At 44.1% G+C, this 19306-nt stretch carries 21 protein-coding genes; 11 read left to right on the top strand and 10 right to left on the bottom strand.

What is annotated here, in order from left to right; translation table 11 throughout:
* Window positions 1-10: 10 nt before the first annotated feature.
* Window positions 11-514, bottom strand: coding sequence for a peroxiredoxin family protein (locus tag N5C46_RS11925; protein WP_034761180.1), 504 nt, complete (start codon window positions 512-514; stop codon window positions 11-13).
* Window positions 515-684: 170 nt separating this feature from the next.
* On the opposite strand from N5C46_RS11925, the gene N5C46_RS11920 reads away from it, so the two are divergent.
* Together N5C46_RS11920 and N5C46_RS11915 are read left to right on the top strand one after the other, a co-directional pair.
* Entirely contained in the window at window positions 685-999 is a 315-nt protein-coding gene (locus tag N5C46_RS11920) for a phospholipase (protein WP_261748846.1), read from the top strand.
* A gap of 353 nt (window positions 1000-1352) precedes the next feature.
* Window positions 1353-2447, top strand: coding sequence for an acyltransferase (locus N5C46_RS11915; RefSeq protein WP_261748845.1), 1095 nt, complete (start codon window positions 1353-1355; stop codon window positions 2445-2447).
* Window positions 2448-2501: 54 nt separating this feature from the next.
* Here the strand turns inward: N5C46_RS11915 and N5C46_RS11910 are convergent, their stop codons facing one another.
* Window positions 2502-2945 (bottom strand): GNAT family N-acetyltransferase, encoded by a 444-nt coding sequence (locus tag N5C46_RS11910; RefSeq protein ID WP_261748844.1) that lies wholly within the window; start codon window positions 2943-2945, stop codon window positions 2502-2504.
* A 136-nt stretch (window positions 2946-3081) separates the two neighbouring features.
* The gene (locus N5C46_RS11905) at window positions 3082-3534 is read right to left on the bottom strand and encodes a DUF2269 domain-containing protein (RefSeq protein ID WP_261748843.1); all 453 of its coding nucleotides are present in this window, start codon (window positions 3532-3534) and stop codon (window positions 3082-3084) included.
* Between the two features lie 98 nt (window positions 3535-3632).
* Here N5C46_RS11905 and N5C46_RS11900 point away from each other — a divergent pair, with 98 nt between their 5' ends.
* Window positions 3633-4355 carry a 5-formyltetrahydrofolate cyclo-ligase gene (locus tag N5C46_RS11900; RefSeq protein WP_034761188.1) on the top strand — a complete coding sequence of 241 codons (723 nt, stop codon included), beginning with the start codon at window positions 3633-3635 and terminating at the stop codon, window positions 4353-4355.
* Window positions 4356-4521: 166 nt separating this feature from the next.
* On the opposite strand, the gene N5C46_RS11895 is transcribed toward N5C46_RS11900, so the two are convergent.
* From N5C46_RS11895 to N5C46_RS11885, 3 genes are all read right to left on the bottom strand, one after another.
* Entirely contained in the window at window positions 4522-5079 is a 558-nt protein-coding gene (locus N5C46_RS11895; RefSeq protein ID WP_261748842.1) for a beta-class carbonic anhydrase, read from the bottom strand.
* A 23-nt stretch (window positions 5080-5102) separates the two neighbouring features.
* On the bottom strand, window positions 5103-5600 hold the full coding sequence (locus tag N5C46_RS11890; protein WP_034761192.1) for a hypothetical protein: 498 nt from the start codon (window positions 5598-5600) through the stop codon (window positions 5103-5105).
* Between the two features lie 110 nt (window positions 5601-5710).
* Window positions 5711-6361 (bottom strand): cobalamin B12-binding domain-containing protein, encoded by a 651-nt coding sequence (locus N5C46_RS11885; RefSeq protein WP_261748841.1) that lies wholly within the window; start codon window positions 6359-6361, stop codon window positions 5711-5713.
* Window positions 6362-6708: 347 nt separating this feature from the next.
* Between N5C46_RS11885 and queF the strand changes: the two genes are divergently transcribed.
* Complete coding sequence (gene queF, locus N5C46_RS11880) at window positions 6709-7206, top strand: preQ(1) synthase (RefSeq protein WP_034761195.1); 498 nt, start codon at window positions 6709-6711, stop codon at window positions 7204-7206.
* A 110-nt stretch (window positions 7207-7316) separates the two neighbouring features.
* Here the strand turns inward: queF and N5C46_RS11875 are convergent, their stop codons facing one another.
* Window positions 7317-8672, bottom strand: coding sequence for an IS1182 family transposase (locus N5C46_RS11875; protein WP_261748840.1), 1356 nt, complete (start codon window positions 8670-8672; stop codon window positions 7317-7319).
* 336 nt (window positions 8673-9008) lie between these two features.
* Here N5C46_RS11875 and N5C46_RS11870 point away from each other — a divergent pair, with 336 nt between their 5' ends.
* From N5C46_RS11870 to N5C46_RS11845, 7 genes are all read left to right on the top strand, one after another.
* Entirely contained in the window at window positions 9009-9857 is an 849-nt protein-coding gene (locus N5C46_RS11870; protein ID WP_261748839.1) for a YitT family protein, read from the top strand.
* Between the two features lie 109 nt (window positions 9858-9966).
* Window positions 9967-11607, top strand: a complete 1641-nt coding sequence (locus tag N5C46_RS11865) for a DUF2339 domain-containing protein (protein WP_261748838.1) — start codon at window positions 9967-9969, stop codon at window positions 11605-11607.
* A 79-nt stretch (window positions 11608-11686) separates the two neighbouring features.
* Window positions 11687-11800, top strand: coding sequence for an RAxF-45 family protein (locus tag N5C46_RS23260; RefSeq protein ID WP_336275484.1), 114 nt, complete (start codon window positions 11687-11689; stop codon window positions 11798-11800).
* Between the two features lie 229 nt (window positions 11801-12029).
* Complete coding sequence (gene abc-f / locus N5C46_RS11860; protein WP_261748837.1) at window positions 12030-13904, top strand: ribosomal protection-like ABC-F family protein; 1875 nt, start codon at window positions 12030-12032, stop codon at window positions 13902-13904.
* 86 nt (window positions 13905-13990) lie between these two features.
* Window positions 13991-14950 (top strand): NAD(P)/FAD-dependent oxidoreductase, encoded by a 960-nt coding sequence (locus tag N5C46_RS11855; protein WP_261748836.1) that lies wholly within the window; start codon window positions 13991-13993, stop codon window positions 14948-14950.
* Complete coding sequence (locus N5C46_RS11850) at window positions 14898-15551, top strand: GNAT family N-acetyltransferase (RefSeq protein ID WP_261752345.1); 654 nt, start codon at window positions 14898-14900, stop codon at window positions 15549-15551. The genes N5C46_RS11855 and N5C46_RS11850 overlap by 53 nt, the downstream gene beginning before the upstream one ends.
* Window positions 15552-15695: 144 nt before the next feature.
* On the top strand, window positions 15696-16733 hold the full coding sequence (locus N5C46_RS11845) for a nitric oxide synthase oxygenase (RefSeq protein WP_261752344.1): 1038 nt from the start codon (window positions 15696-15698) through the stop codon (window positions 16731-16733).
* Window positions 16734-16779: 46 nt separating this feature from the next.
* On the opposite strand, the gene N5C46_RS11840 is transcribed toward N5C46_RS11845, so the two are convergent.
* The 3 genes from N5C46_RS11840 to N5C46_RS11830 form a co-directional block, all read right to left on the bottom strand.
* A complete protein-coding gene (locus tag N5C46_RS11840; RefSeq protein WP_060671434.1) occupies window positions 16780-17007 on the bottom strand; it encodes a hypothetical protein in 228 nt (75 codons plus the stop codon).
* Between the two features lie 88 nt (window positions 17008-17095).
* Window positions 17096-17734, bottom strand: a complete 639-nt coding sequence (locus N5C46_RS11835; RefSeq protein WP_261748835.1) for a class F sortase — start codon at window positions 17732-17734, stop codon at window positions 17096-17098.
* A 75-nt stretch (window positions 17735-17809) separates the two neighbouring features.
* The gene (locus N5C46_RS11830) at window positions 17810-19165 is read right to left on the bottom strand and encodes a copper amine oxidase (protein ID WP_261748834.1); all 1356 of its coding nucleotides are present in this window, start codon (window positions 19163-19165) and stop codon (window positions 17810-17812) included.
* Window positions 19166-19306 lie beyond the last annotated feature (141 nt).

The raw sequence follows: 19306 nt of genomic DNA, 5'->3' as shown, positions 1-19306 counted from the left end.
GCTTTGCTTCTTACTTTACATTCTTTTGAATATATTTCACGATTTTACGAAGTTCATTGGCATGGGGACGGCCGAAAGGACTCGTTTGTCTTTGTTGGTACATGGCTTGTCCTTTTTCGTTCACTAGGAAATAAGCAGGTTCTCCATGTTGGCCATGATCTTCGTAAGGGGCATCCTCGCCATGATAGAAGACATCATAGGCTTTGATCGCTTCTAATTTTTCGTCGGCCAATACAGGGAAGGTCAGGTCTTCTTTATTGGCGAACTCCTGTAAATCGGCCATCTTATCACTCGAAATCGTCAATAAGTGCACATTATGTTTCTCAAAGTATTCTTTGTTCGCTTGAAGCTCCCTTAACTCTTCCTGACAAACCGGACACCATGATCCACGGAAGAACACAATGAGATGCCAGCTTTGATGTTCCTTCTGATGATCCTCAAACGAGAATGTTTCACCAGAAACTGCGGGGAGCGTGAAATTTGGTACCTTATCTTTTAATTGAAAAGCCATTATTCATTCCTCCTAAGTGTTTTCTTATTTGTCAAATAGGCGTTAGGACAAACCCGAACTTTTTCCATCACATACAGTATAGTAATGTAAATTTCTTTCATAAGGTGTATTTCCCTTTTGGTGAGAAATAAAACGTACAAATGTGCAGATCATGAATGGAGAGGAAGAATACGATGAGAAATAATGACAGACCGAAACTATGTATTTTCCCGGAATACAAGTGGTGCGGTCCGGGATGCAGTGGACCGGGGGCACCCGTCAATTCGGTGGACGCCGCCTGCAAAGCCCATGACCTTTGCTATGACCGGTACGGACCGACATGTGAGTGTGATCGGATGTTCATGAAGAAACTGGAGGGGGAAATCGACCCGCATACACGAAAAGGGCGACATGCTTTCCTCTTTTATCAATACATGCAGCTGCAGACGAAGGTGAAGTGCAAGGGGAGTCGATGTGAGAGGGGCCGGTGCAGGGGGTCTTGGATATAGAGATAGACTGCTTGAATTGTTCAAGCGGTCTTCTTTATTAGGGTAAATAATGCTTTGTATCCATTTATATCCTCTAATTCAATTAAGTTGATGTTGAAATTGGTCGCTATTTGTTGAAAAATGTCTAATATACCTTATAAGTCATTATTCTTATTTTTATGAATGTAAAAATATAGAAATTCTTATTTAATAAGGTTTTACCCTGCTTCAGACGATTTTCTAAGCGGTTGTTGGTATGAAAGTATCCGAAATGAATTTAGAACTAAAGTTGCTTTTTAAGTTAGCTCAGGGATTTTCATGCTTGATTCTATTACAATTACCTATGATATCAACAGAAAGAAAGGAGAGAGACCGTGTCAACAAAAAAGAAGAAATATCTTTTTGAAATCCATTTTTTGAGAGCATTTGCTTGTTTAGCTGTATTGGGAGTTCACGTATCAGCTACTTATTACTCAATGAATGATAATACATTTAATTGGTTTTCATACTTTCTAAACCAAGTTGGACGTTTTGGAACGCCTATATTTGTTGTGATAGCCGGGTTTCTCTTATTCTATCAGGTGAAAAGAAACACGTATTCCTTTAATAAATTTGTTACTTCCAGAATATCAAAAATCATTATGCCACTAATTTTATGGAGCTTGGTTTACCGTTTCTTACTCTATTATTTTGATAACCAACAGATTGGAGCAATAAAAACAGAAATTGTAAAGATCTTTACTGGCGGTCACTTTTATCATCTCTATTTTATTGCCATAATTGTTCAATTTTATTTTATCTTTCCCATTCTTCAAAAAGTTTTCAGAACTAAAATGGGATTGGTTGTTTTAACCGTTATCTCCTTCTTTATCAGTTATCAAATGATAGGTTTTGATCCCGAAATTGATGGATTCATCGGCAACTTCATGGCAAGTAAATCGTTTATGCCGTTATGGATTTTCTATTTTTCATTCGGTGGGTTGTTGGCATTCTTCTGGGAGGATATCAGAGATTTTGCAACTGACTTCCCCTGGACGATGTTAACCCTGTCATTACTCCTCACGGCAGGGGCAATCATAGAGTATACAATTAATGGAGACCTTACCAATAGGAGACCAAGTAATTTATTGAATATACCTCTATTGAGTATTGCGACTATTGGTATGTATCCTTTACTTTCTAAGTGGAGTGTTTTGAAAAAGCCCCTGACGTTATTAGGAAAGTATTCAATGGGGATTTACCTGATCCATCCCTTTGTTCTTCACTTGATGAAATTTTATTTACCTTCTTCGACGTGGAACATGGTGTATCTGCCAATAACATTTGTCGCAGTATTATTAATTTGTGTAGGAATGATTCGACTTATTCAGTACGTACCATTAAGCAGTTATTTCATTCCTGTACCAAGAATTAAAACACCAAACAAAGAAAGCATGAGAACTATTTCATCTAATGAAGCAACAGCATAGACGAAAGAACCGGGCTGGTTTTAATTATCCCCCGGTTCTTTTTTTATTGATTGTTTAGCTAAGTGGAAGTGTATAGTGATACACCATCTCTTCCTTTATATACCCATTCTTCTCATACAATGCCTGAGCCTGAACGTTGTCCCGGTCCGTTTCCAAAATAACCGACTTTGCACTGGTTTGCACCGCATGTTCCTTTGCTGCGTCCAGTAACATCTGTCCGGCACCCAGTCTGCGAGCTTTTTTGGAAACATAAAGGTCATTCAGCTTCCAGATCCGCTCCATATAAACGGAGGAGAAAGAAGGATACAGCTGGGTGAACCCTGCATATTCATCATCGTGAATGGCCACAAAGATTACAGATTCATCATGTGATAGACGCTTTTCGAGATACTGCCTCGCTCCCACGGGATCCGACTTCTGATGATAAAACATGCGATAATCATTAAAAAGTTCCATAAGGCCTTCCAGGTCTGAAAGGCGAGCACGAAATACCTTCATCCAATTCCTCCTTCCATACACTATTTTATGAATGGTGGGGAAGAAAATGACGGTGAGGTGCAATATGAAAAATTTCGAGAAATGACTTCTTAAAATAAAAAACCAGCCTGCACTAAAAGCAGTCCGGAGACTCAGATTAAAACGGTTTGATAGACATTAAGATAATAAGAATAATAGCGGCACTATGTATAATGATGTTGTATGGTTTTAATTCTGAGTTTATTTTTCCATAAGATTCAGGGACATCTTCACCTTCGTGGCTGTGGATGATTTCGGCCATCAGCTTTACTTTTTTCGGCATGATACCGGCAACGATGAACTGGACACCGATATAAATCACGATGGAAGCAATGTACCAGCCGGTTTTGAATAGATAAGGGTTGATGATGCCCATAATCAGACCGGTGATAAGGAGTACAATACTGCCCACTTTTGCAAAGGTCTCGATTTTTTTACTGAGATCTAACGAGAATTTCGCCTGATGGGACGTTTCAGGTGTTCTCATCACGACAGGCATCGAGAAGCTTGCACCAAGGCCTGCGACCGCTGCAATAATATGGACAAGAACCAATAAACCGTAAATTGACATGTTATTCACCTCCATATTAGGTAATTTTGAACAGGTTTCATTGTATAGTAAAATAGTACCTGTTTCCAGGTTTTTTTGAAAAAAGGGGAGAAAAAAGTATGAGTGTGAAAGATGAAATCAGGCATAAAGTATGGAATGCGCTGACAGAAAAGAAATTGGGCCGGTTTCCTTTTCCATTAGTGGGAAGGATCCCGAATTTCAAAGGGGCAGAGAAAGCTGCATCATTTGTGCAGAGTATGGACATCTATAAGACGGCGAGTGTGGTGAAAGTAAATCCTGATGCCCCGCAGCTTCCTCTGCGGGCAGCGATTCTAAAGGACGGCAAAACGCTCCTCATTCCGACACCAAGGTTGAAGGATGGGTTTGTCATGATCAAGCCTGATTCTGTTCCAGCGGGAGAGGAAAGGAAAGCAGCGAGCATCAAGCATATGAATACTTACGGGAAAGTGGTGCCTTTGACAGATATTCCAAGTATTGACCTCATCGTGGTCGGTTCCGTTGCCATTCACCCCGATGGAAGAAGACTTGGAAAAGGGGAGGGGTACGCCGACCGGGAATATGCCATCCTGCGGGAAATAGGAAACAAACCGGTGCCGGTCATTACGACGATAAACTGTGAACAGCTGGTAGGGGACGACATTCCAAGAGATTCCTATGACCTTGCAGTCGACTGGATCATCACAGAAGAAGGAATCACGGAAACCAACACCCCGTACCCAAAACCACAAGGCATCCAATGGGAGCACGTAACCGAAGAGGAACTCGAGAACATGCCGATCCTCAAAGAATTGAAGGGATTTAGAAGAGGGACGGACCTCTGATTTGATGTTGAAAAGCTTGATATGACAACGTTTACCATCTCAATGTTGCCGAATTTCGAGGTCCGTCCCTACACAAGGGATATGAAAAAACCATGAAGGCGAATTTGCCTTCATGGTTTTTTAGAAGTTATGCTTGTCTGAACTGACCAAGCCGCCTCCGCTTTTCTTAGTACCCTTCTACTACCAGATCAAGTTTCCCGGTTTCGGGACTGATGACAAGTCCGTGAACAGGGATCTTTTTGTCCATCAATGGATGGTTCTTGATCATGTCGACGCTGTGGGCGACGCTTTCCTGTACGGAGCTGAAGCCTTTCAGCCAGTCGTGGAGGTCGATTCCCGAGTAGTTGACGGTATCGAGTGTTTCTTCCGTAATGCCGCGTTCCTTCATTTTGTCAAGGATACTGTCGCTGTTGATGGCGCTCATGCCGCAGTCGTGATGACCGATGACAATCACTTCATCCGCCTGCAGTTCGTAGACGGCCACAAGCAGGCTGCGCATGATGCTTCCGAATGGGTGGCTTACGATGGCACCTGCGTTTTTGACGACTTTTACATCTCCGTTTTTCATGTTCATGGATTTAGGGAGCAGCTCTACTAAACGAGTGTCCATACAGGTAAGAATCACTAAGCGTTTGTCCGGGAACTTGGTGGTCCGGTACTCTTCATACGATTGCTCTTCTACAAATTGTTGGTTGTACTCAAGTATGTTCGTTAATAAAGTCATATCGTCTCTCCTATAAAATAAAATTATTTCACATTTTGTTGAATGTGATGTTCGATCTCTTTTATTTTATCCATAACTTCTTGCCGATTCCAATCAGATGTATTGGAAAGCTTTAAAAATAAAGAAGAAATTTTCGCCAGTGCTTCTGTGAGGTTCGGTTCTCTCCTCGAATATGCGGGGTTACCCATCAAATCGAACAAGCCGTTCATTTGTTCGGATACTTTTTTGTATTGATGATCCTTGGCAATCAGGACCACATGGTAATATTGCTGAACATCTGAAAACTGGAAGAAGATATCGAATAGCTCAAAAGTTTCGTTTTTCTTTACATTCAGTTCCATTTCGCCTTTTGGATGCTTATGAATGATCCGGGCGAACTTTGGTGAACTTTCTTCTTCCACGATGCTCATGAAGTTTTCGCCGGGCATCAAGAAGTCATAACCGGTATTTGAAGCATCTATTAAGTTAAACTGCCTATCCAGTAAGAGATATGGAATAGGGCATAAGTGTAAATTTTCCACATGATCACTCCTTAGAGAAAGGTTCCGGACGTCACTCTTGCGTCTCGTAAATTAAGACCAATGGTACGAATACCAGAACCTCATATTGTCGGCTGCATGTGATTAAGGAGTTAGCCCTTCAAGGAAACAAGCCCGTTGGACATATCGTTAAGATACTCATTGAGTTCCAACAAGTCATAAAAGCTTGTTACCTTTGATTTTTCCAAGAAATCGAGAGAGTAGTGGGAGACGAGTCTGCCACCGACGAGAATGTCAGTCTCCTGATGGTGCGCTCTGATTTCTTCGATGCACTCTTTTAATCGGGTCAGTTCCGTGGTCATACCAATGGATATTCCAATGGCATGTGGTTTCCAGGCGCTAATGAAGGTTAACGCATCTTTGACCGGGACGTTGGCTCCCAAGTAACGGGTATTCCATTGCTTTTCTTTGAATACTTCGTTCGCAAGCTCCAGTCCCAAACTGTGATGTTCACCCTCAATACAAAATAAAAGAGCTTTAGGTTGGTTTTCTAAAGCCTCTTGATGGGTAAAAATAGTTGCAAGTAAATATTTAAGGGTTGCAGTAGCCAAATGTTCATCTGCAACGGTAATTTGATTTTTCTCCCAAAGCTCACCAATTCTATACATAGATGGTTTAATGATTTTTTCGTAAAAAGTAAAGTTATCTATTTTTGAATCGATGGAAGACGAATACAGTTCCAGTAGTGCATGCACGTCTCCTGCAAGAATAGACTTGGTGAAAGCCTTGACCAGCTGATTCATTCATCATCACTCCCAGCAAAAATACCAATTACTATATTCCATAGATAGAATCGAAATTCCTGCTGCAAATTTCAACCTATAATTGGATTGACTTTCCCAAAATTCTTATTTAATATAACCTCTGTAACACTAATTATCGCTCACGTACCTGAGAGAGGTTCATAGCATTAACCCTCTATAAAAAACTATGGTTCTATGAATCTAACATGAAGTTTTCTTAAACATGTTATCCTTTAAGCATAACAGGATATAACAATTTTTTCAATTCACCTGCCTGTTATGTCGATTCTTAGGCTAATGCTATGTCCTCCTTCATTCGAGGCACTCTGAAGGGGAGGATTTTTTACATGTCAGGAAGAAAAGACGAAGATTTAACAGATTTATCATTATTAGGGAATCAAGGGACAAATTACTTGTTCGAGTATGCTCCACACATCTTGGAAGCATTCGATAATAAGCATCCGAACCGGGATTATTTTGTGAAATTCAACTGTCCTGAATTCACCAGTCTCTGCCCGAAAACGGGTCAGCCGGATTTTGCTACCATCTATATCAGCTACATCCCTGGTGAAAAGATGGTGGAGAGTAAATCTCTCAAGCTCTATCTGTTCAGCTTCCGTAATCACGGTGATTTCCATGAAGACTGCATGAACATCATCATGAACGATCTCATCGAACTGATGGATCCCCGTTATATCGAAGTATGGGGGAAATTCACCCCGCGTGGAGGAATCAGCATCGATCCATACTGTAACTATGGAAAGCCGGGGACGAAATATGAGACGATGGCCGACCATCGCCTGATGAACCATGATTTGTATCCGGAGAAAATTGATAATCGATAAAGTGTAAAAACGATCCCTGAGTGGGATCGTTTCAGACTGTAGACAAACCCCACCTTCACTTTAACCGAAGGTGGGGTTTTCTGATATTTTAAAAGATTTTTCTCCTGTTTCTAGGCTGGACATGGCCCTCGCCATGTCCAGTTTGCCAACTTCTTAAGATTCATGGCAGCGAATGTAAGCATCGCCTGCATTGAAACTTTTTTAAGACCTCTTAAGGTCGTCCAACGCATGCCATGCTTTTCTTTTGCGTCCGCAAAGACCCGTTCGATCGTTTCTTTGCGTTTCGCATATAGAGTTTTATTAAGTTCTGTATGTCTCAAATGTTCTACTTCATCTATGTAATCCTGCCACACATGTCGATGAATCATCTTGGTGTGATTCTTACTTTGTGTACAACGTTCTAACAGAGGACAGTCTTTACATTCCAAAGGATTTGAAGCGTATTGTTTGTACCCGTCTCTTGTGGTAGTACGGTAAGGTAAAATTTGTCCTTCGGGACAAAGATAGGAGTCAAAATATTCATCGTAAACGTATTCGTATTTCCTAAGATATCCGTCTTTCGTTCTCGGCCGTGTATAAGGCATAACGGGTCTGATTTCTTGGTCCATGAGGAATTTAGCGATGTGGGGTGTTTTATATCCTGCATCAACAGCGACAGAACTGGGCTTACCGACTTTATCCGTGACTTGAGTGACGAGCTTGTCCAACATCCGACTATCGTGAACATTTCCTCCCGTGACAAGAGATCCTAAGATAAAACCCCGGGAGTCGCTTGCCGTATGAAAAGAATACGCAAACAGCTTTTCGCGCTCATCTTTTACGTAATACCCACTTTCAGGGTCTGTCGTGCTGACCTTTATTTCTTTTGACTCTTCTTTATTCTGTGGGGGGAAGGGCTTTTTTCCGTGTTCCTCTCGGTCAATGTTGATCTCTTTATCCAGCTGATCCTGATACGTTCTAGTTTCGACTCGGGCTATTTTCTTTTCGAATTTCTTCTTATTCGCATTCGCTTTTACATGAGTAGAATCTATAAACGCAACGGATGGATCCACCAATCCTTTGGTCATCGCTTCTTTCAAAATGCGGTAGAAAATTTGTTCAAAGAGATCCGTATCGTGGAAGCGCCTAACGTAGTTTTTACCGAAGGTTGAAAAGTGAGGGATTTTCTCTTTGAACGAATACCCAATAAACCATCGATAAGCAACGTTGGTTTCGATTTCTTTGATGGTTTGACGCATGGAGCGTATGCCAAAGAGGTATTGGGTAAAGACCATTTTAATGAGAACAACGGGATCAATACCAGGCCGCCCATTGTCTAAACAATATTTATCTTCTACTAAGTCATAAATAAATTCAAAATCAATCGCTTGTTCAACTTTCCTAACTAGATGATCCTCAGGAACAAGTTCATCTAGCGCAACCATTTCAATTTGATTTCTTCCTTCTTTAGTGTGTTTTGATAACATTTTTATCCCCCACAAAAGCTTTATTCCTTTCTATTATACAAAAAAAGCTTGTAGACTTGGTCTAATTCTTAGACTTTGTCTACAAGCTGAAACGATCCCTGAGTGGGATCGTTTTTTTAATAGAAGCTAAAATTCTTCCTATACCCAGAAATAAAGTCAGTAAACCTGACCCTTGCCCTCATCACATCTGCAAACCCTTCCAATTTTCACAATTATTAAACCTTATTTTTTTGACCGGATTCCCTTTACAAAGGGTCTTGATGGGCTTTATAATCCCGTTGTTCAACTATTTACGGAAAACCAACATAAATTTTAAAGAAAAAGGAGGTTGCGGTGATGCGACAAAGAATATTTTCCTTCCTAATGATGAATCTCGGGGCATTTCTTGTTTCGGTGAATGTCCATTTTTTCTTATCGCCTAATAATTTAGCGACAGGGGGAGTCAGTGGATTGTCGATCATCATGAACGATCTGTTTCCGGGAATGTCCCTTGGACTGTTCATGATTATCATCAATGTGATTCTGTTTATCGTCGGTGTGATATTTCTTGGTTTTAATTTCGGAGCGAAAACGATTTACGCGAGTTTCGCCCTTTCGTTCTATGTCTGGTTACTCGAGACAATTGCACCGATGAGCGCGCCGCTCAGTGATGATATCTTGATTCAATTGATCATCGGTCAATGCATTGCCGCAACCGGAATGGCGATTGTGTTCAACCAGCAGGCATCAACAGGTGGAACGGATATCGTGGCCCTGATCTTTAATAAATATTTCAATATAGATGTAGGCAGAGGCGTGTTATTGGCGGATTTATCCATCGCCCTGTCCTCAGCGGTCCTATTCGGACCTCAAGTCGGAATGTACGCATTCTTCGGGGTCATCTTGAACGGACTGGTCATCGATTATGCACTGCAGCAGTTTAATTCAAATAAGGAAATTGTGATCATCAGCCGTTACAGTGATGAAATCAAGTCGTACATCGTCCACGAGCTTGGAAAAGGGGCGACGATCCATACGGCAACGGGAGCGTTCACTTCCGATGAAAAGGAAGTCATCACGACCATCCTTGGACGCAAGGACTTCTCCAGGCTGAAAGGCTTCATCACCCAAATTGATAAACGTGCATTCATCACGGTTCACACGATGAATGAAATCCTTGGACAAAACTTTAAACGATTAGCATAGAAACGAAACTCCACCTGCTTATAGGGTGGGGTTTTTTTATTGTAACTTCAAAAAAATATAGGAAAATATTCCATTCTTCCTGTATAAATAGAAGTAGGGGGGTGGAAGTATGGAAAAGGAAGAACTGAAGAGGTTGGAGCAAAAAATCAACTTTCTCGAAAAAGAGCTTTATCTCGTGAAACGGCAGTTGATTCAGGCAAAGAATGAATACGAATCACCCGTTATCCAAAAAGCAGAAGTCTACACAGAACCTGAAAAACCAATTCCTGCTGAATCATCAGCAGATCCCATCGTGGAAAAAGAACCCTTTGATTTCTCAGTCGAACGCTGGCTCCCGAAAGTATTCTTGTTCGTTCTATTAATAGGAAGCATTTGGGGATTCATGGCGGCTTCCCAAAACGGCTGGGTCTCACCGCGACTCCGGGTGCTGACGGGTGGAGCGATCAGTATCGTGATGTACGCACTTGGTGAAAGGTTCAGCCGGGATCAGCATAAACTGTCCATCACGCTCCTTTCTGGAAGCATCGTCCTCGCTATCATTACGCTGTTTTCAGCAAATATCCTATACGGTTATATCGGGGGACTCATCACGAATCTCTTATTGATCCTTATCATTTCTGTTGGGCTGTGGGCATCCCATAAGCATGGATCCCAACTGATTCTTTGTTTGATAGGCGCAGGGGCATACCTGTTTCCGTTCATTTTCGCAGGGGATGAGCGGAATGAATGGCTGTTTTATGGTTATGAGCTTGTGCTGTTCTTTGTATTGATGACGTTCAGCACGTGGAAAAGGTACCGCATAGCCTGGAATATTCATTATTATCTACTGTATTTCTCACTGTTTTTCTTTGCAGTGTTTGGTGTCGGGGAGATGACACTGACCGTCCTTATTCCATTTGCCATTCAGCATGCGTATATCTTGCTCCTGATCATCCTTAACGGGGATGAACGGGTGAACGCTGAGATGATACCGGCCCTCGTGACAGGCAGTTTCATCCTTCTGGGTCTGCTGAATGATGTTTATACGGCGATTCCTCTTAGCTACTATGCCATCTTTGCAGCTGTTTATATCGGGGCTGCCTTTATTGAACCGAAGCAATTGAAGAGAACGAAGGATACTTTGCTCGTCCTAGGATTCCTGCATATGCTTCTTTTCCTCTTTGATCTGTTTGAATATGATTGGCGCTTTGTGCTGATTGCCATACAAGCGAATGCCCTTCTGTGGCTGGCGGGGAGAAGAGAAAGCTATGTCAGCCTTGCAGGTTCATTCCTGTTGATGCTGCTCTCATTCCTTGGAATGGTGACGGGATCACAAGCCGATTTCATTGCGATTGAACTGCCGATTTTTATCCTGGCATTTGCCTATGTCTATTTGTTTGCCCATTTCAATCAGCAGGAATCCTCCTTCCTGAACGTCTCAACGACGACAATGAAAGTCGTGCTGACAGGTCTCGTGATGTTCTTCATCCTGAGGTTGACCGAGTTCATCGTGATCGGTTGGGATTATACCCCGCGGACGACTGCCTACACCGTGGCGATTGCCGCCCTGTCCATCGGGTATCTCATCTATGGGGAAAGCAGGAAGGACATGTTCTACCGGTGGGTGGGAATCATCTTCCTTGCACTGGCTCTGTTGAAGTTTTTCCTTGCCGATCTCGTGTTCCTCGATTTCACGATCCGTGCCATGATCCTGATTCCAATCGGTGTGATCGGCCTTGTGCTATCAAGGATTCTTTATAAAAAAGAATAAACACATTGCAAAAGCTTTCAGAATAATTATATAATGGTGGTATCAATATTCGTGTAATGAAAAAGGAGGTGGAATTGAGATGAATCGTTCTGTAGGATTGCGTGGGAAGTATTTAGACTATATTTACATTTGCCGTGCAATTTTTCATGCATTTGCGTTCAAGGGGACACGTATGCCCTTTTTCACCAAATGAATATGAATACTGAACGGTAAGAGGTCTCAATTCCAATCACTTTTTTATTAAGAATCGGAAAAAATGGGGGCGTTTTCGCTCTCTTTTTTTGTCCCTTCTTTTATGAAAGGGGAAGTGCGGTGCAGTAAAGTCCCGCACTTCCGTAGAGCCATGGGCGAGCCTTCTGCTCCCCCATGGCTTTTTCTATGAACCTCTTACCTCTGAATAGATACCCGAAAGGAAGAGGAAAATGATTATTTGCAGCGCACAGGAAATCAGTAAAATGTTTGGTGGTCACTTGATATTTGAGGATTTGAGCTTCGAAATACCTGAGAGGGCCCGGATTGGCCTTGTTGGGCGGAATGGGACCGGGAAGACGACCATCTTTAAATTATTGTCAGGGGTGGAAGCTCCGGATAAGGGGCTCATTCATCTGAAAAAAGGGGCAAAGGTAGGGTACTTGGCTCAGATTCCACAGTATAAGGAAGGTACGAAGGGAATCGATGTATTGCGTTCCGCGTTTTCAGAACTGATCCAGATTGGTCTCCGATTAAAAGAGCTTGAAACCAAAATGGGGAATGAACGGAACCCGGATACTCTCAACCGATTACTAGAAGAATACGGAAAGCTTCAGGATCAATTCACCCTTTCTGGAGGATATGAGATCGAGTCCGATATTGCGAAGATCGTGAACGGCCTCGCCATTGGGGAACTGGTTGAGAAGGATTTTAACGCGTGCAGCGGCGGGGAGCAGACAAAGCTTTGTCTCGGTCTGATCCTCCTCCAGAAGCCGGATCTGCTGCTTCTTGACGAACCGACGAATCATCTGGATATCGGGGCGGTGGAGTGGCTTGAGGATTTTTTGAAAGAATATGATGGAACCGTGGTTTGCATCTCCCATGACCGCTATTTCCTCGATCACGTCATTACAAAGGTATATGACCTGGAGGACGGGGAGCTGACGATTTACCATACGAACTACTCCGGATTTGTAAAGGAAAAGGAAGAGCGCCTGATGATCGAGTTCCAGGCGTATCAGGAGCAGCAGAAGAAAATCAAGAAGATGAAGGAGGCCATCAAAAGGCTGAGGGAATGGGCGAACCAGGCGAACCCTCCGAATGAAGCCCTGCACAAGCGGGCACGGAATATGGAGCGTGCACTGGAACGGATGGAGAAGATCAAGCGGCCGATCCTGGACCGGAAGAAGATGGGGCTGGAATTCGACGAAACCGACCGGAGCGGGAAAATCGTCTTTTCCATGGAAGAAGTGACGAAAGCCTATGGAGAAAAGACCTTATTCGAAAAAGTCGGCCTCCATGTCCATTTTAAGGACCGCACAGCGATCGTCGGTCAAAATGGTACAGGGAAATCAACGATCATCAAGATGCTCCTCGGGGAGGAGTCAGCGGATCATGGCGTGGTGAAACTCGGAAGCAATGTGAAGCTCGGCTACCTGTCCCAGCACTTTACTGTCGCCGATCCGTCGGTCAGGTTGATTGATGCGTTCAGGGAAGAAGTGGCGGTGACGGAAGGGGATGCCCGGCATATCCTCGCGAAGTTCCTGTTTTATGGACCGAATGTGTTCCGGAAGGTCGGTCAGCTAAGCGGCGGGGAGAAGATGAGGCTCAGACTTGCCCAGCTTATGCATCAGGACATCAACTTCCTGGTCCTCGATGAGCCGACGAATCATCTGGACATTGATTCAAGGGAAGTATTGGAGGATGCCCTGGAGGATTTCAAAGGCACGATTCTCGCCGTCTCCCATGACCGGTACTTTTTGAATAAGCTGTTTAAGAAAACCTATTGGATCCACCGGGGTGAGCTTTATTTCTTTGACGGGCCATACAGCTGGGCGAAGGAAAAGCTGCCTGAACTCGCGCCGGAACAGCCCGTCGTACAGGTGGTGAAACAAGCGGGGCCTCAAGCAACCCCTGTGAAAACTTCCCGCACGATGGAAGAAATCGAAGCCGGCCTTGAAAAGGTGGAAGAAGAGATCTTTGCCATTGAAGAGAAGCTTCTCTCACAAGGAGACCTTGATGTCATCCAGGAGCTGTACAAGGAAAAAGAACAAAAGGAACAGGAACGGAACAAGATGTATCAGGATTTAGAAGAATTATTGGCATAGGAAAAGGGAGATGACGGATGGAGTCATCTCCCTTCCAATTTTTCAGAATAAATTCGTATAATAAAAGGAAGAGAGGATGAGAAGATATGGAGACATACGAAGTGATCATCATTGGAGGAGGCCTGTCAGGTATCATGGCAGCGAGGACGTTGATGGAAAATGGTGTAGAGGTCCTCATAGTGGAAAAGAGCAGAAGCGTCGGTGGCAGGCTTGCCACCAGGCGGATCGGGGAAGGGAAAGCAGATCACGGAGCTCAGTTCTTCACGGTCCGTTCCCCGGAGCTGCAAGAGGACGTAGAGAAGTGGCTGGAAGCGGGATGGGTGAAACGCTGGTTCGGCACACCTTATCCAAGATACACATCGACGGCCGGCATGAATGCCCTCGCGAAACAACTGGCAGGGTCCATCCCAGTCAAACTGAACACCAGGGTTTCTTCCATTCGAGACGGGAGGGACGGACCTCTGGAAGTGGAACTTGAAAATGGTGAAAGGATCACCGCAAATCATTGCATAGTGACGGCTCCCGCACCCCAGGCGTTACAACTGCTTACAGGAATCGCACCACCGGAGGTATCCACTATTTCTTTTGCCCCATGCTTCGTAGGCATGTTTACCTTTGACGGGCCAAGCAGCATTCCGTCCCCAGGTCATGTAGATGAAGGGCTTCCTGACGGCGTGGAGCGGGTGGTGGATCACAAAAAGAAAGGCATTTCATCCACTGTTACGGTCAGCGTATATATGACCGGGGATTGGTCGAAGAAACACGTAGATATGGAAGAAGACAGCATTATAGCTCCCATCCAAAAGGTGGCCGAGGGTTTTCTTGAAAAAGGAAGCAGGGTGACGGGGGTTCAGCTGAAAAAGTGGAAGTACGCGGAAGCAGAAGCTGTGGTACGCACCCCATTTGTTGAAATGGGTCACAAAGGGCGGATTGTCCTATGTGGGGATGCATTCCTCCGGGAGAATGATGAAGCCGGACGTACGCGGTTTGAGAGTGCTTATTTATCAGGGATTTCAGCAGGCAAAAGGGTCCGAGAGAAACGGTAATGAACAGATCAGTCCGTATAACGGCTGTATTCCTGACAAACACTACAAAGAGTTACATAAACTAATTGATAAGCAGGGGAATAGCATGAATATACAATTAAGACAGGCAACGGAAGAACAGATTGACACCATCATGGACGTGTATATCAGGTGTAAACATGATCTGGACGAAAAAGGGTTGCTGCAGTGGAATGACCATTACCCAAGCAGGGAATATTTCGAGGAAGAATTGGGTGACGGGAACCTTTATGTATTGATGGTGGACGATGAACTCGCAGGGTCCGCGACTCTCAACGAGTGGCAGTCACCTGAATGGTCGGACATCCCATGGAAACTTGGAAACGAATGGGTGATCCACGCGTTGTTTCTCGACCCCCTTCAGCAAGGGAACGGATTGGGGACAGTATTCATGAAAAAATGTGAGGAACTGGCTGGGGAAAAAGGGTATGAAAGTATCCGGCTGGATGCTTACTCCAGAAACACAGGGGCAAACGCCCTCTATGAAAAGATCGGTTATGAATACCGGGGCTCGGTTTATTTCACCTCGAAGCCAGAGGGGCATCAGGAGTATCGATGCTATGAAAAAGAGGTCACCCTCTAAAATTCAAGGGTTGTTCAAATGTACCAGGGAAAAAGGTATGAGAAAAATGATATACTTCAAGGTACAGTATACGCTGAATAAGATAGCAGGGAAGCGATTATATTGACACCGATTTTGGATGAGGCGAGGTCCTTTATAGAACAAATGTTTAAGGAACTGAATAAAAGCGAAGCGGACATAGCGATCCGCCTTCAACATATAGAAAATGAACTTGCTGAACAAGGAACGTATACCCATACTCACGAAGAACTGGTCCATGGTGCGAAGATGGCCTGGAGAAACAGCAATCGCTGCATCGGCCGCTTGTTCTGGAATTCACTGAATGTGTTTGACGAACGGCAGGCGGCCTCAGAGGAGGAAGTGTTCCAGGCCCTCGAGCGTCATTTGGAATATGCTTCGAACGGGGGGAGGATCCGTCCGACGATTACGGTATTCAGACCCTCACATCCGGACAAGCCTGACATCCGATTGTGGAACCATCAGCTGATCCGATATGCGGGCTATGAGGAAGAAGGCCGATATACCGGCGACCCCCATTCCATCGAATTCACTCAAAAATGCCTGGAACTTGGCTGGGAGGGGGAGGGAACAGACTTTGATGTCCTGCCCCTGGTCGTGCAGATTGGGGATCGGCCTCCGGAGATGAGGGAAGTTGAGCCGCGTCTTGCCCTTCAAGTATCTCTTCGTCACCCTGAATTTGATTGGTTCGGGGACCTTGGACTGAAATGGTACGGCGTCCCGATCATCTCGGACATGGAATTGAAGATCGGTGGGATCTCATACAAGGCGGCACCGTTCAACGGCTGGTATATGGAAACGGAGATCGGGGCGCGTAATCTTGCTGATGAGAACCGCTATAATCAGATTCCGAAAGTGGCAAGCTGTATGGGACTCGATACATCGAGAGCGGCCACATTGTGGAAGGATAAGGCGCTGCTCGAATTGAACATCGCTGTGCTTCATTCGTTTAAAGAAATGGGTGTAAGCATCGTGGACCATCATACGGCTGCCCAGCAGTTCCGCCTTTTTGAAGAAAATGAGAAGAGTGCCGATCGCGATGTAACCGGAGATTGGACGTGGCTGATCCCGCCCGTATCTCCTGCCACGACTCATATTTTTCATAAAGAGTTTGATAACACATGGCATTCGACCAATTACTTTTATCAAGATAAACCTTACTAAGAGAAGCTGTTTTCTGTCCTGTGCAGAAGACAGCTTTTATTTTGCGTTAAAAAGTGAACGGCGGCCGCTTGGATACTTCATAATATTGAAACCAGAATCTGAACTCGTCGAATAATACGGGACCATCGAATGTGAAGTTCTCAAAGAAATCTTCAATTAATCCGGCATCGGCATCATCCATGATCCCGGTGACATAAAGGGGAGTCTTAAATCGCTTGTACAAATCTTCATATCCATAAAAATGAAACAGATCTTCCAATTGCTCCTCGTTCATGCTATCACCTTCCTTACTAGTAGCTTTTCTATTTCTTCTAAAAATATCCATAAAAAAACAGCATCGGAAGGGATTCCATGCTGTTTCATCAGGATTTCAATTCAGTATAGACGACCAGTCGTTTGCTGTAATTTCGAGCAGAATGGTCAAAGTCCCCGGTACAGGTGATGAGGTTAAGAGAGCTTGCAGGGGAATAGCCAAAGATGGATTTCAAGGGGGCATCATCCCATGGGTATTCTTTCTTTTCCATCACCACAAAGGTCCTCTTTTCACCTTCTTTATTTTTGACGATGATTTCATCGCCCTTTGAAAGCTTATTCAGCTTATAAAAAACGGCGGGGCCATTCCGGCTGTCCACATGACCTCCGATCACGGCATTTCCGGGTTCACCGGGCTTGTAACCACCCTCGTACCAGGCAGTCGTCTCAAAGCTTTCTGTTACGGCCATTTCGCCATTTTCCTTCAATCCGACAGCTTCGATGCTTGTGGAAACATCAATGGCAGGGATTTCAATCGTGGCCGGTACGATTCCGCTGCGTTCATCTTTGATGATCGTGTCTGCAAATTGGGATGGGGAAGTGGTGGTGCTGGCCATCTGAGTTGTCGGTTTTTCCTGCTCCTTGGGGGTTTTCGCCTTTTCTTCTGAAGGATTTGAACTAATTCCTGCAGAACAGGCAGAAATGGGCAATAGTACAAGCACAAGTAGTACAACCCTCATAGTATACATTATGTGAAGCCACTCCTTTCATTCTTCACACTGGGGGACGGACCTATAATAGGTCCGTCCCTCTCATGTTAAAGATTATTGTTTATGTGAAGCGTATTTTTTCATTCCAAGGGTTGTACCACCCGCGATGATCAACAGGGCTGCAAGAAGGTATTCGAATGGGAATTCGTTGTTGTCAGCCGTTCCACCCATCCCGGTATTTGGCATTTCAGAAGGCATGTTGGCTTTGAACTTGTCAGGGAATTGATCCGCGAAAGCTCCTGATAAACCTTTTGCAGGGTTCAGCATATGTTCATATGCCATGCGGATTCCATCCCAGGCCTTTTCATAGTCGCCTGCTACGTAGCTGTCAAAAGCACCAATCAATTGTTCAACGTGCATTTGAAGGCCATCTGCAAGAGCGTCTGATTCTAAACGTCCGTCTGTAGCTGTTTCCAGGAATTTAGAGAATTCAGCACGGTAGCCATCAAGATTCTTGATTGCTTCTTCTTTTGCGGCTTCATCTTCAGCACCGGTCGCCTTTACATAGTCCACGAAGAACCCGATGTGTTTTGACCACATGTCCTTAAATTGGTTTCCGGCCTCTTCACCGTATACAGAAGCAATCGCTGCTGAAAGATCTTCCGTATTGGCATTCAGCGCATTGACGGAAGCATCGAAGTCTTTAGAACCGTCGATCCCGTTTTGCATCGCCATTGTCGCAAGGGCCGCATGCTCTGTTAAAAGATGGTTAAGTGTAGAGCGTAAATCCGTTGCCGGTGTTACCGCCATCGTATTTTCGAATTTGTCCGGGTATTGGTCCGTGATCGCACTTGAGAGACCTTTTGCTACCATTCCCATATGACCGATCGCTTCACGTTCATATTCGTAAGCCTTTTCATAGTCGCCGGCTACATAACTGTCAAATGCGCCGATCAGCTGGTTGATATGCATTTGAAGCCCTTCTGCCAAACTATCGGATTTTAATCGTTCACCCGTTGCTGTTTCCAGGAAATTAGAGAATTCTTCTTTATATCCTGATAGATTCTTAAGGGCTTCATCTTTGGCAGCCTGGTCATTGGCACCAGTGGCTTTAACATAATCAACGAAGTATCCGATATGATTGGTCCAGATCGTATTGAACTGATTTCCTGCTTCTTCACCATAAACGGAGGCAATTGCGCCTTTTAAATCGGCTGCGTTATCATTTAAAGCACCTGCTGCTGCGTCGAAATCTTCAGCGCCTTCTGCTCCGCGTCTCATGGCTTCAACCGCTAAGTATGCATGCTCTGTAAGTAAGCGATCCAGTGTAGTTCTTAATTCCCCTGCCGGCGTATCTACTTTAGCGTCATGTGAATGATCTTCACCGTTGTGTGCTGATACTGCACCTGCAGTTGGAATCAGTAACGTCATACTTAAAGGGACGGCTAAATAACTTTTTTTCATTTTCATAATGTAATCTCTCCTTTTGGTTTTTTATATTTTCATAAAGCTAACGACAGAAGTTGAAACATGGATCACTTTTTTTGAAACTTTTTTCTATTCTTTTTAATTAGGTTAAAAAGTAGGGTGATAGATATTGAGTGAATCTAG

The organism is Rossellomorea vietnamensis, assembly GCF_025398035.1.
Taxonomy (GTDB): Bacteria; Bacillota; Bacilli; order Bacillales; family Bacillaceae_B; genus Rossellomorea; species Rossellomorea vietnamensis_B.
The sequence above is the reverse complement of the archived record's forward strand: the minus strand, read 5'-3'. Positions and strand labels throughout refer to the sequence as shown.

Coding starts and splice junctions, on each gene's coding strand:
- N5C46_RS11920 (WP_261748846.1), top strand. CDS start 685: ATGAGAAATAATGACAGACCGAAACTATGTATTTTCCCGGAATACAAG.
- N5C46_RS11910 (WP_261748844.1), bottom strand. CDS start 2,945: ATGAAGGTATTTCGTGCTCGCCTTTCAGACCTGGAAGGCCTTATGGAA.
- N5C46_RS11905 (WP_261748843.1), bottom strand. CDS start 3,534: ATGTCAATTTACGGTTTATTGGTTCTTGTCCATATTATTGCAGCGGTC.
- N5C46_RS11900 (WP_034761188.1), top strand. CDS start 3,633: ATGAGTGTGAAAGATGAAATCAGGCATAAAGTATGGAATGCGCTGACA.
- N5C46_RS11895 (WP_261748842.1), bottom strand. CDS start 5,079: ATGACTTTATTAACGAACATACTTGAGTACAACCAACAATTTGTAGAA.
- N5C46_RS11885 (WP_261748841.1), bottom strand. CDS start 6,361: ATGAATCAGCTGGTCAAGGCTTTCACCAAGTCTATTCTTGCAGGAGAC.
- queF (WP_034761195.1), top strand. CDS start 6,709: ATGTCAGGAAGAAAAGACGAAGATTTAACAGATTTATCATTATTAGGG.
- N5C46_RS11875 (WP_261748840.1), bottom strand. CDS start 8,672: ATGTTATCAAAACACACTAAAGAAGGAAGAAATCAAATTGAAATGGTT.
- N5C46_RS11870 (WP_261748839.1), top strand. CDS start 9,009: ATGCGACAAAGAATATTTTCCTTCCTAATGATGAATCTCGGGGCATTT.
- N5C46_RS11865 (WP_261748838.1), top strand. CDS start 9,967: ATGGAAAAGGAAGAACTGAAGAGGTTGGAGCAAAAAATCAACTTTCTC.
- N5C46_RS23260 (WP_336275484.1), top strand. CDS start 11,687: ATGAATCGTTCTGTAGGATTGCGTGGGAAGTATTTAGACTATATTTAC.
- abc-f (WP_261748837.1), top strand. CDS start 12,030: ATGATTATTTGCAGCGCACAGGAAATCAGTAAAATGTTTGGTGGTCAC.
- N5C46_RS11855 (WP_261748836.1), top strand. CDS start 13,991: ATGGAGACATACGAAGTGATCATCATTGGAGGAGGCCTGTCAGGTATC.
- N5C46_RS11845 (WP_261752344.1), top strand. CDS start 15,696: ATGTTTAAGGAACTGAATAAAAGCGAAGCGGACATAGCGATCCGCCTT.
- N5C46_RS11840 (WP_060671434.1), bottom strand. CDS start 17,007: ATGAACGAGGAGCAATTGGAAGATCTGTTTCATTTTTATGGATATGAA.
- N5C46_RS11835 (WP_261748835.1), bottom strand. CDS start 17,734: ATGTATACTATGAGGGTTGTACTACTTGTGCTTGTACTATTGCCCATT.
- N5C46_RS11830 (WP_261748834.1), bottom strand. CDS start 19,165: ATGAAAATGAAAAAAAGTTATTTAGCCGTCCCTTTAAGTATGACGTTA.